Source organism: uncultured Meiothermus sp. (genome assembly GCF_937863175.1).
Lineage (GTDB): Bacteria > Deinococcota > Deinococci > Deinococcales > Thermaceae > Meiothermus.
The window spans coordinates 1-14,524 of sequence record NZ_CALMCQ010000274.1 but is presented as its reverse complement, the minus strand read 5'-3'; the positions used below and the strand labels follow the sequence as shown (position 1 = coordinate 14,524).

12 protein-coding genes are annotated in these 14,524 nt (G+C 59.6%); 8 read left to right on the top strand and 4 right to left on the bottom strand.

The features are described from left to right. Nucleotides 1-290 precede the first annotated feature (290 nt). The 3 genes from Q0288_RS10270 to Q0288_RS10260 are packed head-to-tail and all read left to right on the top strand — an operon-like array spanning nucleotide 291 to nucleotide 4,042. Entirely contained in the window at nucleotides 291-1,292 is a 1,002-nt protein-coding gene (locus Q0288_RS10270; RefSeq protein WP_299430065.1) for an extracellular solute-binding protein, read from the top strand. Continuing rightward, on the top strand, nucleotides 1,292-2,941 hold the full coding sequence (locus Q0288_RS10265) for an iron ABC transporter permease (RefSeq protein ID WP_299430069.1): 1,650 nt from the start codon (nucleotides 1,292-1,294) through the stop codon (nucleotides 2,939-2,941). The genes Q0288_RS10270 and Q0288_RS10265 overlap by 1 nt, the downstream gene beginning before the upstream one ends. A 15-nt stretch (nucleotides 2,942-2,956) precedes the next feature. Next, a complete protein-coding gene (locus Q0288_RS10260; protein WP_299430063.1) occupies nucleotides 2,957-4,042 on the top strand; it encodes an ABC transporter ATP-binding protein in 1,086 nt (361 codons plus the stop codon). Between the two features lie 105 nt (nucleotides 4,043-4,147). On the opposite strand, the gene Q0288_RS10255 is transcribed toward Q0288_RS10260, so the two are convergent. From Q0288_RS10255 to Q0288_RS10240, 4 genes are all read right to left on the bottom strand, one after another. After that, nucleotides 4,148-5,707 (bottom strand): cation:proton antiporter family protein, encoded by a 1,560-nt coding sequence (locus tag Q0288_RS10255; protein WP_299430061.1) that lies wholly within the window; start codon nucleotides 5,705-5,707, stop codon nucleotides 4,148-4,150. Between the two features lie 199 nt (nucleotides 5,708-5,906). Next, nucleotides 5,907-6,425 (bottom strand): amino acid ABC transporter permease, encoded by a 519-nt coding sequence (locus Q0288_RS10250; RefSeq protein WP_299430059.1) that lies wholly within the window; start codon nucleotides 6,423-6,425, stop codon nucleotides 5,907-5,909. Nucleotides 6,426-6,694: 269 nt separating this feature from the next. Further along, complete coding sequence (gene mnmD, locus Q0288_RS10245; protein ID WP_299430057.1) at nucleotides 6,695-7,375, bottom strand: tRNA (5-methylaminomethyl-2-thiouridine)(34)-methyltransferase MnmD; 681 nt, start codon at nucleotides 7,373-7,375, stop codon at nucleotides 6,695-6,697. Then, nucleotides 7,365-8,789: a pyridoxal-dependent decarboxylase gene (locus Q0288_RS10240; protein WP_299430055.1), complete on the bottom strand. Its 1,425-nt coding sequence runs from the start codon at nucleotides 8,787-8,789 to the stop codon at nucleotides 7,365-7,367. Before Q0288_RS10240 ends, mnmD begins: the two co-directional genes overlap by 11 nt. 249 nt (nucleotides 8,790-9,038) lie before the next feature. Between Q0288_RS10240 and gatC the strand changes: the two genes are divergently transcribed. From gatC to Q0288_RS10215, 5 genes are all read left to right on the top strand, one after another. Further along, a complete protein-coding gene (gene gatC / locus Q0288_RS10235; protein ID WP_299430054.1) occupies nucleotides 9,039-9,326 on the top strand; it encodes an Asp-tRNA(Asn)/Glu-tRNA(Gln) amidotransferase subunit GatC in 288 nt (95 codons plus the stop codon). Nucleotides 9,327-9,396: 70 nt separating this feature from the next. Further along, the gene (gene serS / locus Q0288_RS10230; RefSeq protein ID WP_299430067.1) at nucleotides 9,397-10,698 is read left to right on the top strand and encodes a serine--tRNA ligase; all 1,302 of its coding nucleotides are present in this window, start codon (nucleotides 9,397-9,399) and stop codon (nucleotides 10,696-10,698) included. A 459-nt stretch (nucleotides 10,699-11,157) separates the two neighbouring features. Further along, nucleotides 11,158-12,273, top strand: a complete 1,116-nt coding sequence (menC, locus tag Q0288_RS10225) for an o-succinylbenzoate synthase (RefSeq protein WP_299430052.1) — start codon at nucleotides 11,158-11,160, stop codon at nucleotides 12,271-12,273. Nucleotides 12,274-12,355: 82 nt separating this feature from the next. Then, nucleotides 12,356-13,189, top strand: coding sequence for a GNAT family N-acetyltransferase (locus Q0288_RS10220; protein ID WP_299430050.1), 834 nt, complete (start codon nucleotides 12,356-12,358; stop codon nucleotides 13,187-13,189). Between the two features lie 47 nt (nucleotides 13,190-13,236). Next, nucleotides 13,237-14,358 carry an amidohydrolase family protein gene (locus tag Q0288_RS10215; RefSeq protein WP_299430048.1) on the top strand — a complete coding sequence of 374 codons (1,122 nt, stop codon included), beginning with the start codon at nucleotides 13,237-13,239 and terminating at the stop codon, nucleotides 14,356-14,358. Nucleotides 14,359-14,524: the final 166 nt, after the last annotated feature.

Genomic DNA, 14,524 nt, shown 5'->3' with positions numbered 1-14,524 from the left:
AAACCGCGAGAGGATCAAAAACTCGCCTGGTACGACTATCTGAGAAAAGCGATACTGACCGAGGTTTTTGTGGTGTCTCGGGTTCATAACCCCCGTCCAAAGGGTGTTCCGGGTGAGGGTTCAAACTTCTGATAAATGATTCCAGAGCCTTACGCGGGACTCGCTAATGGTAGACAGTCTCAATAAATACCTAATTCCGAGCGGAATACTTGACATTAAATCGGTTCGTGAATAGACTCACGCTGTAGCCAGGCATGGCTTACTACATGGATAAGCAAGGAGGCAATAAAGTGAGCAAGTACGCAGTAGTAATCGTAGGACTCATGTGGTTGCTAAGTTTTGTTCAGGCCCAATCTCGAGGCGTAGTCAACCTGTATACCGCCCGACATTACGGAGTGGAACGGGTATTTGAGGAATTCACCAGAGAAACGGGTATAGCCGTTCGCTTTACCACCGGCAGCGATGCGGTGTTACGTGAACGCATTCGAGCGGAGGGGAGGCATACCCTTGCCGACGTGTATTTAACGGTGGACGTGGGTAACCTGTGGCTCGCGGCTGAAGCGGGTCTGCTGTCGCCGGTGGATAGCAGAGTACTGACCACCCATATACCGGCAAGGCTGCGCGATCCCGGCAACCGCTGGTTTGCACTTACCCAGCGCGTCCGCACCATCATGTACCACCCGGATCGGGTGCGGCCAGAGGACTTGTCCACCTACGAAGCACTCGCCGACTCCAGATGGCGGGGTCGCCTTGTGATGCGTCCCGCCACGCACTCGTATACCCAGTCGCTGGTCGCTAGCCTGATCGCTGCACATGGTCGTGAGCGGGCCCTGGAGATTGTGAGAGGATGGGTTGCTAACCGCCCCACTCTGATTGACAGCGATACCCGTATTCTGGAAACGCTGGCCGCTGGGGGTGGGGATGTGGCCATTACCAACCACTACTACCTTGGACGCCTGCTCGAGGCCAACCCCAATTTCCCGATTCGCATTTTCTGGGCCAACCAGGGCGCAGGTGCCAGGGGAGCGCATGTCAACATCAGCGGCGCAGGCATAACCGCACATGCACCCAACCGAGCCAATGCCGTGGTCTTGCTGGAGTGGCTCAGCAGCCCTCGCGGGCAGCGGTTGTTTGCCGATACCAACCACGAGTTTCCAGCCAACCCTAACGTAACCCCTCATCCCATCATTGCTGCCTTTGGCGCATACCTCAGAGACCCTATTGACATGGCTCAGCATGGCAGACTCCAGGCCGACGCCATCCGGCTACTGGACGAGGCCGGCTATAGGTGATGCTGCTGACGAAAATTAAGCAACATGGGCAGGGTCTACGCAGCCTGCCCATGCTGCCATTTCTGCTGGTGGCGCTGGTGGTACTACCGGTACTGGTGGTCGGGTCGGCCCTGCTCACCCCAACCCAGGAGGTCTGGACGCATCTCTGGAGAACTTTGCTTCCGGTGATGATGGGCAATACGCTGCTCCTGGTGCTGGGTGTGGGTACTGGCACCCTGATCCTGGGGGTAAGCCTGGCCTGGCTGGTGACCGCCTACCGGTTTCCAGGTCGGGGTCTGCTGGAGTGGCTTCTGGTTCTGCCGATGGCGGTACCTGCTTATGTGCAGGGCTATGTCTATATGGCCACCTTTGACACGGCTGGCCCGGTTCAGACCGCCTTGCGTCCGCATTTTACGGATATGGGCTGGTTTCCGGAGATCCGCTCCGGAATCGGTGCCATCCTGGTCATGACTCTGGTTCTATATCCATACGTCTATCTGTTGGCCAGGGCCGCCTTTCGCGAGACGAGCGGGGCGCTCCTGGAGGCAGCCCGTACCATGGGACACAGTCCGACGATGGTTTTTTTTCGGGTGGTGTTACCCCTGGCCAGACCTTCCATTGTCGCTGGGGTGGCACTGGCTATTATGGAGGCGCTCGCCGATTTTGCCACCGTCCGCTTCTTCAATTTCCCGACCCTGTCTGACGGCGTAATTCGTGTCTGGCACGGCATGATGGATTTGCGCGCGGCCTCCGAGCTGGCCGGGCTATTGGCGCTGGTGGCACTGGTGGTGCTTCTGCTCGAGCATGCCATGCGAGGACGAAGCCGCTACTTCCAGACCGGAGGCAAAGCACCGCGAATTGCTGCGGTCCCACTGGTGGGCTGGCGAGGCTGGATGGCCCTGGCTGGCAGTCTGCTGGTAGTGGCGGTCGCCTTCGTGCTGCCGGCGGGGCAACTACTAGCCTGGACGTTGCAGGAGCTTCCCCGGCAGCCACCGGGTACGCTGGCGGTATATGCAGAGCTGGCCAGGAATAGCATCGTGCTCTCGGCCTTAGCAGCCTTTTTTGCGACCCTCACCGCGTTACTCATAGCAAGTGGCATCCGGCTCTCCTCGAGCAGGGTAGCGTTTGTCCTTGGCAGGCTCGCCACCAGCGGCTACGCCATGACGGGTGCGGTCATTGCGGTGGGTATTATGGTGCCGCTTTCGGCCTTTGATCATGCACTGAATAATTTCTTGCTGCAAGTGAGGGGAGTAGATGTGGGTCTCGTGCTGACCGGATCGGTGGTGGGACTGGTTTACGCCTACGTGGTTCGGTTTATAGCCAATAGTTTCAGTAGCATTGATGCCAGTCTGGAAAAGATTACACCGAATATTATAGCCGCAGCACGTGTACTCGGAGCCTCGCCGTGGAGGTTGTTGTGGCAGATTAAGTTTCCGCTGATCTTACCGGGTATGCTAGCCGGAGCAACCCTGGTCTTTGCTGATGTGATGAAGGAACTGCCCATTACGATGATGCTGCGCCCCTTTGGTCAGGATACCTTAGCGATCTGGGTGTGGCAGATGGCCGCAGAGTCTTTGTGGAGCGGTGCATCCCTGCCTGCGCTAATCATTGTGCTGGTCGGCCTGTTGCCGGTAGTCTTTCTCGTGCGGTTAGGAAACATCAAAAACTGAGATAAGGTGTTAGAGATGATCTTTTCGGTAAGGAACCCAACCACCAGGAGCTTTGATGCGGGCCGGGCCTGCGTCCAGCTCGAGGGCGTCTCCAAGTCTTATGGAGCCACTAAGGCCGTTGTAGGTCTCACCGTGACCATAGGCCAGGGCGAGTTCTTCTCCCTCCTTGGCCCCTCTGGCTGCGGCAAAACAACCATCTTGAGGCTGATTGCTGGGCTTGAACGTCCTGAAAATGGAACGGTGAGTATTGGAGGGGAGACCGTGGCTTCGTCTGAGACCTGGGTCTTACCGGAAAAAAGGGGCATAGGCATTGTCTTTCAGGACTATGCCCTGTTTCCGCACATGTCGGTAGCACACAATATTGCATTTGGACTGAAGGGTTTCCGAAAAGAGCAGGTCGGGAACCGGGTAGAAGAGTTGCTGGCGCTTACCGGGCTTTCCAGCTTGGCAAAACGCTATCCACACGAACTTTCTGGGGGCCAGCGGCAGCGTGTAGCTCTGGCTCGCTCTCTGGCCCCCCGGCCTCGGGTGATACTGCTGGACGAGCCTTTTTCTAACCTTGATGCCGCTCTACGAGAGGAACTGCGTAAGGAGACCAAGCGCATCCTCAAAGAACAGGGCGCCACCACCATTCTGGTTACCCACGACCAGGAAGAAGCCTTCTCTCTTTCCGACCGGGTTGGGGTGTTGCGAGACGGCAAACTCGAGCAACTTGGCAGCCCAGTAGACATATACCACCGGCCCCACTGTAGATTTGTGGCCAACTTTGTCGGCAAAGCCGATTTTATAGAGGGGACGGTTGAAGGAAGAACCGTTCACTGTGCGTTCGGTTCATTCCCTCTAACCAGTCTGCAAAACCCTGTTTCAAAGCAGGTTGAGCTGATGGTGAGACCCGATGATGTTGGGTTCTTCCCCGATGCTACGGGCCAGGCCATCATCACCGAGGTTCGGTTTTTCGGAGCATCGGTACAGTACCAGTTACAGCTCGAGGATGGCAGAATCATCCATGCCATCCGACCCTCTGCCGAGATCCTGCCGGTGGGAAGCCGCGTGAACATTAAGGTGGATGCCAGTCAGGTTGTGGTATTCCCCAAAGATTGAGACCCAGACGCAACAAACTTCCCGCTCCGGGCCGCCTCTGGGTTCGATGGGTGGGTGCCAGCACACTGCGCTCCTCTTGCTGAAGCGCATTCTCGGTTGCGGAACCTACCGGGTTGATTCGTGCAAATCGTCCGTCAGGTTGAGGCCCAGCGCACGTTCGGCCAGCCGCTCCCCGGCCTCGGCGAAAGGGTGGGAGATCAGGCTGGCCCCGGCCTGCCGAAGAGTGAACTCGTCTTCCGGATAGTAGCAGGTGACGGCAATGGTTTCGGCGAACTGCCTTGCCCGAAGGCCCTGGATGGCACGCACTTTGGCCTCGAGGTCGGGCAGGGCCAGCAACACCCCCCTGAGGCCCGTCAAGTCCAGGCGTTCCCACAACGCGGGGTCTTCGGCATCGCCATAGCGCACCTGACGTTTTTTGGCGCGGTGGGCGTCCAGTTTGTCTTCGTCGGCATCCAGGCCCAGCACCCGCAACCCGCGACCCTCGAGCATCTTGTAGGCGGCCCCACCGGTGCGCCCCATCCCGACCACCAGCCACTCGGCCCCGCCCAGGCTGGTGGGTTCGTCATCCACATGGTAGCCTTTGCGCTCGAAGCGCGTAAGAAACGGCTCAAAACGCTGGTAGAGGGCATGCACCGAGCGGTTAAGTGGAGCGGCTAGAGCAAGCGAGATGGCGACCACCAGGCCTATCAGCTGCATGGTGGTCTCGGGCATCAGGTTCGCTTCGATGGCGGCTATGCTGATAATCAGGGCAAACTCGCCGTAGCTGGACAGGGCCACGCTTGCAACGAACGCCGTACGGGCGCGTAGCTCAAACCTTACAAACAAAGCAAAGAACAGGATGGCCTTTAGGGGTAACAATAGTAAAAAGCCCAGTATCACCCCCAGACTTTCGACCGACGGCAGGCCCATGAGTCCAATTTGCAGAAAAAAAGCCACCAGGAAGGCTTCTTTTAGCCCCCACAAGGTGCGCGATATCTCCGAGGTCTGTGGGTGGCCGGCCAGGGCTGCACCCATGAGCAGTGCCCCCAGCTCGGGGGAGACGCCCAGGCTCGAGGCCAGGCTGGCCCCACCCAGTGCCAGCCCCAGCCCATAAAGTAGAAGCAGCTCGTCGTGACCGCTTTTTTGTAGAATCCAGCCCACTATGGGGCGCAGCAAGGGAAGAGCAAACAGGAGTAGCGACCAGGGTGTAGGGTTTTTGGCGCCTGCATAGGCCAGAAGTCCCACCGCCACCAGATCCTGCAAAACCAGGATTCCCACCGCGATCCGCCCGTGAAAGGTGGAAAGCTCCCGCCGGTCATCAAGCAACTTTATAGCGAGTACGGTGCTGGAAAAAGCCAGCCCCAGCCCCACAAAGAGGGCAGCACTGGTTCCGAGGCCCAGAAACAGGGTAAGCAGCCCTAGAAGCAGGGCCAACACCATCAGGTGGATACCCCCTACCCCCAGCACTTCCAAACGAACCAGGCTGGCAAAGCGCAGTTTTAGTCCCAGGGTAAACAGCAGCAGCAATACCCCGATATGCGCAATTTCACCGAGTAGTTCGCTGTCTTGATGGCCCAGGCCCCACAGCGCGAACCCAGCCCCAAGAAAACCGACTAAGGGCGGTAGGCCAGTGCGACTAGCCAGCAGCCCCATGGCGTAGGCAGCAACCACCCAGATTAACTCCACCGCCTTATCATAATTTACATACCGTTTACCCTAACGTTTTGCCAGTGAATCGAAAAGACCGCCCTGAGCAGGTGTGAATTCCTCCAAGGCGTTGGTGGGCGCGGTACGGTTGCCAATCACCGCTCTGGCAACAGAGCCAGCGCTTTTGTGGTCAGAAACCAGGCTCAACAGCAGTATGAAAGTGGAAAGTCGTGATCGCCTACCGACGCGACTTTTTTTCACCCAGCACCCCGAAGGGCGGGGTGCCCAGGCGTCGCAGCAGCCTGGGCATTACGATTACGTCCTCATTTTCCAACCAAACTGCATCCAGCACTGCCTGGGCCAGTTGGCCGGAGTTGCCATAGCGACGCAGCGGAACGCGAACAGGATCACGCCCGGATGCGATCAACACCATCTGCATACCTCCCCCCAGTACATCCCGCAGGCCATCCACCGCTTCGATTTTTTTTAAGGAATGCTCCTCCCAACGACCAAAGCCTCGGATGCGTAGCCGAGTGGGGGTGACCTCGAGGCCGCTCAGCCAGCCTTCGTCCACACCCAGAAAAACCATGTACAGCCCTAATATCCCAAACAAGATGACCGTCCACCTCGGCTCGGCGCCCTGCAACCAGCCCGCCACAGCGAGTGCAGCCAGGATTGCGCCCATGCCGATCAGGCCTGCAGCCACCGCATAGGTCTGTATGCTGGGCTTCGAGATTACACCCCGAACTTCCGCCATTGGGCAAGTGTACGGAGGGATCGCCCTGCACACAAGGGCCAGGCCCGATTTCAGCAGTGTCTGGGATTGAACAGCCTGATCGGGGCGCCAGGGCCGTTTTGAATTGACTGCTTTGAAACGGCCTCTGGGTTCCACGACTGGGTGCGCCCGCTACGGCAACCGCCCTCGCGGGATAAAAAACTGGTGTGGAGATCCCTTAAAGCATCGTCTGCAGCAAAAAAGATTCTTGGGTCCAGCCACCCACCCCACAGACCCGTAAAGCAACCCCTTTATACCCTCCGGCCTACTGTCCATTCTTTTTTGCCAACACCGGGCACTTTTTTTACCGCAAATCCGGCAGTATGTAGATCACGGCGAAACCGCCCCGCCACCGAGTAGGTAGCCAGGTAGGCCCCGGGTTGCGACGAAGTATAAAGTTGATGCAGCACGGCCGGTTTCCAGGGTTCCGGATTCACTGCCGGGCTGAAGGGGTCGAGGTAAATGGCACTGGCCCAATTGGTGGGATATACGGCCTTGGTCACGTTTTCGTAGCGAACCTCGAGGCTTCCCCAGGATCCGCCCAGAAATAAAGGCCTTTGAGGATGGGTGGGCCAGTTGATTAGCACCCCGTTCCAGATGGCCTGTACCGGGTCCGAAAGAGGAACCTCTACCCACTCGAGAACTTCGCGGGAGACCGGGAACCCTTCGTAGCTCAGGTATTCCAGGTACACCCCACGCCGCACACAGCTCTCCAGTGCGGCCCGGAAGTTCATCCCAAGGCCAAAGCCAATTTCCAAAACACGGGGGGAGGGGTGCAGTTGGGTCTGGGTCAGCTTCAGATAGAGTTCGCTGGCCTGCATCCAGGCCCCGTGGCGGGAGCTGTAGGCTTCGCCGAATACCGGGTGCACCAGGGTGAGCGAGCCATCCTCGGTGGGCACAGGCCGGTAGAATTCGGGGCGATCAGGCGCCAATTTCCACCTTCTGCGCTTCCTGGTGCATCAGGGCCCACAGGGCTTCCACATGGCTCTGTTCGGTATTTTCCGCCCCAATCGAGACCCTGGCCATCCAGCGCCCTTGCAGCAGTGCAGGGGTCAGAAAGGCCCGGCCCGTGCGGTTGACACGGGCCACCCAGTCCTGGGTGTGCCGGTCTAACTGCTCGGGCGAGAGGCCCCCTGGGTTGTACCGGACACACACCGTCTGGAGCGGCACCGGCGCCAGCAATTCCCATCCGGGTGCTTGCTTGATCTGGACTTCCAGCCATCGGGCGCTGGCAATGTCGCGCCGTAGCCGTGCTTGCAGCCCTGCTACTCCCTGGTCGCGCAGGGTGAACCAGATTTTGAGCGCCCGGAAGCGCCGCCCCAGCGGGATACCCCAGTCTTTGTAGTTTTTGACCTCGGCATGGGTGGTGGAGTGTAGATAGGACGGGTTGGTGGACATGGCCCGGATCAGGTGTTGCGGCTCGCGCACATAGTAGAGCGAACAGTCGAAGGCTACGCCCAGCCACTTGTGCGGGTTAATGGCAATCGAGTCGGCTTGCTCGATACCTTCCCACATCCAGCGGCACTCCGGAAGAATCATGGCAGACCCCGCCATGGCCGCATCCACATGCAACCAGATGCCATACCTTTGGCAGAGTTCGGCTATGTTGCGCACTGGATCAATGGCGGTTGTGCCGGTAGTGCCCACAGCGGCCACCACCACGCACGGTTTATGCCCTTCTGCCAGGTCGCGCCGAAGGGCTGCCTCGAGTACATCTGTTCGCATGGCGTAGGTCTCGTCGGTCTCGATCAGGCGCAGGTTCTCCCGGCCAAATCCGGCCAGCAGCACAGCCTTGGGAACCGAGCTGTGGGCCTGGTCGGAGACATAGACCGTGAGAGGCTTTTCTTCGGCCTGGAGGCCGCCCCGCTCCTGGGAGTACTGGGTAGCCCGCTCCCGGGCCGTAAGCAGTGCTACCAGACTGCCCGTAGAAGCCGTGTCCTGAATCACCCCTTGAAAGGTCTCGGGCAAGCCAAACATCTGGCGCAGCCAGTCGGTCATGACTTCCTCGAGCTCGGTCAGGGCCGGGCTGGCCTGCCAGGTGATGCCGGTCTGCCCCAGCCCCGTTGCGACCAGATCGGCCAGCACCGAAGAAAGCGGCGCGTTGGAGGGAAACCAGGCAAAAAAGTTGGGGCTTTGCCAGTGGGTTAGGCCCGGAAGCAAGGCTTGCAAATGGTTCTGGATCCCGGCCAGACCCACCCCCTGTCGTGGCGGATCGGGTGCAAACATGGCCTTGATGGCCCCCGGCTGCACCTGTGACATCACCGGCAGGGATTCAACCCCGACACGGTATTCGGCTATGAAATCAATCAGTTCATAACCCAGACGCTTGAACTCTTCTGGCGACATGAAAATAGCCTACCTCGAGGGGTCAAACAAAAACGCATCTAAGCCACCCCTACAGGTCCGGATCCCGTCACCAAATCCACCAGCAGCACCGCAGGGCACCGTTAAGAACGGGTCATATTCGGATCCACTTCAGGGCTCGAGATCGCTGGACTCACTTTGTCTTCCCGCCTGTGCCCCCCTGGAGTCTGGCCCAGAGCATTCGGCTTCCAGCCTATGATCTCCCTCTTCCAGCGCGTTAGAATGGCGCATATGGAGATTACTCCCGAACTGGTTCACAATCTGGGCAGGCTTTCGCGGCTGGCCCTCACCCCCGAGGAGGAGGTCAAACTCGAGGGCGAGCTGCGCTCGATAGTGGGGTTTTTCGAAAAGCTGGGTGCGCTCGATACCGAAGGTCTGAGTGAGATGGCCCGCCCGGTAGAGACCACCAACCGCCTGCGGGCCGACCAAATCCGGCCTTCACTGAGCCAGCAAGAAGCCCTGTCGGTAGCGATCGAACAAGAAGATGGCCAGTTCAAAGTGCCGAGGGTCATAGAATGACAGTCGAGGGTCTAGCGTCATTTGCTAAAATCGCCGACTCTTGACCCCAACCTCGACTCTGGACGTGGCTATGCTCGACATCAAATTCATTCGCGAAAACCCCGAAGTCGTCCGCGAGGCCCTCGAGCAGAAGGCCGGGACGCTCAATCTCGACGAGTTGCTGGCCCTGGACGCGCAGGTTTCCGACCTCAAGCGAAAAACCGAGCAGCTTCAGGCCGAACGCAACGCCAATGCCAGAGCCGCCGCCAGGGCCCGGCCCGAAGAACGAGCGGACATGATCGAAAAAGGCAAGGCGATTGGGCAACAGTTGGCCGAACTAGAGCCGCAATTGCGCGAGCTGGAAGCCCGGCTCAAGAACCTGCTATACCTCACGCCCACCATTCCGTGGGAGGGTGCGCCCGTCGGCCCCGACGACTCTTTCAACGTGGAGACTCGAGTCCATGGTAGCCCCCGTACGTTCCTTTTTGAGCCGCTCGACCACCTTGCACTCATCGAAAAAAACGGCTGGGGCGATTTCGAGCGCGCCGCCAGGGTCTCGGGTTCGCGCTCCTATATCCTCCGGGGCGACCTGATGGTCTACGAGCAAGCCCTCCTGCGCTTTGCCCTCGACCAGATGGTTAAAGCTGGCTTCACGCCCCTGAGCGTTCCCAGCCTGACCAAGGAAGAAGTGCTCTATGGACACGGCCAGTTCCCTGTCGCCCGCGACCAGGTGTATGCAGTGGACGGTGAGGATGCCTTCCTGGCTGGCACCGCCGAGGTACTGCTCAACTACCTGCACGCCGGAGAAATTCTGCACGAAGGTGAGCTGGCCAAAACCTACTGCGCCCTCTCGCCCTGCTTCCGCAGCGAGGCAGGCTCGGCGGGCAAGGACGTGCGCGGCCTGATGCGCGTACACCAGTTCAACAAGGTCGAGCAGTATGTACTGTGCAAGGCCGAGCTGGAAGAGTCGAAAAGGTGGTTCGACGCCATGCTGAATATTTCCGAGGGCATCTTGCAGGCCCTAAAGCTGCCCTACCGGGTGTTGGAGGTGTCCACCGGCGACATGGGCCTGGGCAAATACCGTCAGGTAGACCTGGAAACCTGGGTTCCCAGCGAAAACCGTTACCGCGAAACCCACTCCTGCTCGGCCCTGCTGGACTGGCAGGCCCGCCGCGCCAATCTGCGCTACCGTGACGAGCAGGGCAAAGTGCGCTACGCCTACACCCTCAACAACACCGCCCTGGCCACTCCCCGCATCCTGGTGATGCTCTTAGAAAACCACCAGAACGAAGACGGTACGGTAAATGTGCCAGAGGCTGTCCGGCCCTATTTTGGCAAGGAGCGGCTCGAGCCTCCGGGTACGGGGCGTACCAGCCCCACAAGTTCCTGGTAGCAGTACGCCCCGAGCCTACCCCCTGAGCTACCAAACTCCTCGGTAGATCTGCTCGAGCCCGGGCTTCCTTCCGGACAGGATAGCCGGGTTTCTTCATCCTGGACGCGATCCAAAACCCCCCACTGCTCCCCTTGGCGCCCGCGGCGGCGGACTGCGACGGTGAGTGCCCTACCCGCCAACGCACTAAGTTGCCCAGGGTGCTGTCCCTCCCCTCCGGCTCGGTGCGGAGGGGCTCCTCGATGGTCATGAGCTGGGTTTGACCCTCAACTCCGTTTGGAGCAAACCTGTTTTCCCCCGATGTTCGCTCCTGGCGAAGAGGAAGCCAGGCTCACCCTGGGAAGAGATCCAGTGGAGGCTCTCGCTTTTTCACCCTGCCTTTGTGTATTATTTCACGATAAAACTGTTCGTGAAATTCATCCTCAAATTGGGTTTTGGCAGCAACGGAGTTAGCATACTCCCATGAAAATTGAAGCAGCCGAACTCCGTCTGATCTCGCTCCCGCTCAAGTTTCGCTTCGAGACCTCCTTTGGGGTGCAGACCATGCGCCACTTAATCGTGGTGACGCTCTATGGCGAGGGCCTGGAGGGCTACGCCGAGACCGTGATGGAGTACACCCCGCACTACCGCGAGGAGACCCTGCCGGGCGCCTGGGCGCTCCTGGAAGAACTGCTGCTTCCTAAAATTCTGGGCAGGGACTTCGCCAACCCCGAGCAGTTGTGGGCCGAAATTGCGGGGTTCCGGGGCAACAAGATGACTCGGGCCGCGCTCGAGATGGCCTTCTGGGACATCTGGTGCAAGAGCCTGAGCCAGCCCATCTGGAAGGTACTGGGCGGGGTGCATACCGAGATTCCGGTGGGGATCAGCCTGGGCATCGAGCCCAGTATCGAAGCCACGCTGGAGAAGGTGGGCAGGGGGCTGGCCGATGGTTATAAGCGCATCAAGCTGAAGATAAAACCCGGTTGGGATGTAAAGCTGGCCCTGGCCGTGCGCGAAGCCTATCCCGAGGCCAACCTCACCGTGGATGCTAATTCGGCCTATAGCCTTAACCACATCTCCACCTTCAAGGCCCTCGATGCCGCTGGACTGGACTATATCGAACAACCCCTGGCCTTCGACGACATCGTGGATCATGCCCGGTTACAGGCCGCCATCTCCACCTCCATCTGCCTGGACGAGTCCATCACCTCGCCCGAAGACACCCGCAAGGCCCTGGAAATCGGCGCCGGGCGGGTGATTAACCTCAAGCCCGGACGGGTGGGCGGCATTCTGGCCAGCCGCAAGATCCACGACATCACCCAGAGTTACGGGCTGCCCGTCTGGATGGGGGGCATGCTGGAAGCCGGTATTGGCCGTGCGGCCAACATCCATGTCGCCAGCCTTCCCATGTTTATCAAGCCCGGCGATACCAGCAGCGCCAGCCGCTACTGGAACGAAGACATCATCGAAGAGCCCCTGGAGTCCACGGGGGGTATGATGCCCGTTCCCCAGAAACCGGGCCTGGGCGTGACGCTCAAGCGCGACTTTATTCAGAGCTTGACCGAGAAATCGGCGTATGTGTCGGCGGGTGGTCAGTAATATGAAATTCCGGGATTGAAGAACCATCCCCGAAGGTCGAAAGGCTATTGACGGTTGACTATGGACTGTTGACGATAGCCCTATGAACATTGTGATTCGCGAACTGCACGAGCCTCAGGAGATCGCCGAGATTCCCCAGCTCGAGCAAGCCATCTGGAACGACCCCAGCGAGACCATCCGCAGCGGAACCCTGATGGCCCTGGTACACGAGGGGGCTTTGCTGGCCGGGGCCTATCTGGACGAATCCTCAGCCACCTCTCTCTCCCAACAGGGAGAAAGGGGGGCGGGAGGGCCGCCACTGGTGGGCTTCGTTTTTGGCTTCCCCACCAACCGTCCCACCGAACACCATTCGCACATGGCTGGGGTGCTACCGGGGTATCAGAGCAGCCGCATTGGACTGGCACTTAAGCATTACCAGCGCGACTGGGCCTTGAGCAGGGGTTATGAGCGGGTGGTCTGGACCTTTGATCCGCTGCGCGGACTCAATGCCCATTTCAACCTCCGTAAACTGGGCGCAACCTTCAACCGCTACATCCCCAACTGCTATGGAGTTATGAGCGGCATCAATGCCGGTTCGCCCTCAGACCGGGCCTATGCTACCTGGGATTTGCGCTCCCAGCGGGTCTTCAGCCGCATTTATGCACCCCCGCCTGTAGTAGCGGTGGAGGGTCTTCCACAGGCCAATCACCTCGAGAACCAGGCCCCGATTAAGCTCGACCTGGGTTTATCAGAAAGGCAAATCCTGGTACAAATCCCCGAGGACTGGGGCCAGATTTTGCAGGCCGACACAAACCTGGCCAACGAGTGGCGGGTGCACTGCCGCGCACTGTTTGAGCATTACTTCGCCCAGGGCTACCACGCGGTAGACTTCGTGCGCGGCCCGAACCGGTATGTTCTGGAGCGACTGGGGGTCTAGCTGCAGGTTGCATCTCCCCTGTCAGAGGTTTCTGAGCCCAGGCCCAGTTGGAGGAAAACCTGAATCTCACCCCCGAAATCTGGACGGCCGAGGTTGTATACGCCGGCATCGGCACGCCCATGTTGAGAGGCGGCCTGGTGGTGGTGGGCGAGCACGTGGCCGCAGTTGCTGGTCTGGCCGAGTTGCAGCTACGCTACCCGGATGTGCCCCTGGTTCACAAAGGCAAGGCCCTCACGCCACCCGTGGTGAACGCCCATACCCATCTGGATTTGTCCTCCGTTCCCTATTTTCGAGGGGGCTACACCAACTTCATCCGGCACGTAATTGGCCACGGCCCTAAGCGCACCGTGGAGGCGGCGGAACAGGGCTTGAGCGAGCTACGGGCGCTGGGGGTGGGTGGTTTTGGGGACATTGTGTACAAGCCCGAGACTGTGGAGTGGCTGATAGAAAAGAGCCCGCTTCCGGGCGTGGCTTACCTGGAAGTCATCAACCGCAACCCCGACCACGCCGAGCTGGTTGCGAGAAGGGTTGTGGAGCTGTTGTCCGATTGGCGTAACCGAGACAGTCCGGTCAGGGTGGGTATCTCGCCCCATACGCCCTACAATGTGAGCCCGCCGCTGCTCCAAAAACTGGTGGAGATTGCCCGGCTCGAGGGCTTCCCTCTGCAAATGCACGTGGCCGAAAGCCCCGAAGAAACCGAGCTGATGACCCAAAGTACGGGCCCGTTGCGGGATATACCACTACAGTACGGGTTTCCCAGCTACCAGCATCTGCCCGCCACCACCCCTGTACGCTACCTGGCCGAGCTGGGCGTACTGGGGCCGCACCTGACCCTGGTGCATGGGGTGCAGGTGGATGAAGAGGAAGTACAGATGCTGGCCCAGTCGGGCACCCAGGTGGTCTCGTGTCCACGCAGCAACGAGGGGTTGGCCTGCGGTTTGTTGCCCTGGGACTTGTACCTCAAGCACCGGCTCGAGGTGGCGCTGGGAACCGACTCGAGGGGCAGCAGTCCCGACCTGGACGTGCGGAAGGAAGCGCTTTTCTTGTGGGAACGGGTAGACCCCAGGGTTCTGGTGCGGGCCGCTACCCGCAACGGCTACCGGGTGTTGGGCCTGGAATTACCTCGTATCACGCGCGGCACTCCCATTTCCCAGGTACAATCCTGGTAGTCGGTGCTCCTGGGCGCCGGGTATTGGTATGCAGATCGGCGCTCTTATTCTCTACAGCGCTTTCGTGGGCGCACTCACCGGGGTTTTTGCCGCTGGGTTTGTGTTCTTCCTGGGGTTAATCCAGGGCTACCTACTGGGCGAAACCCTGGGTTATCTGCCACCGGGC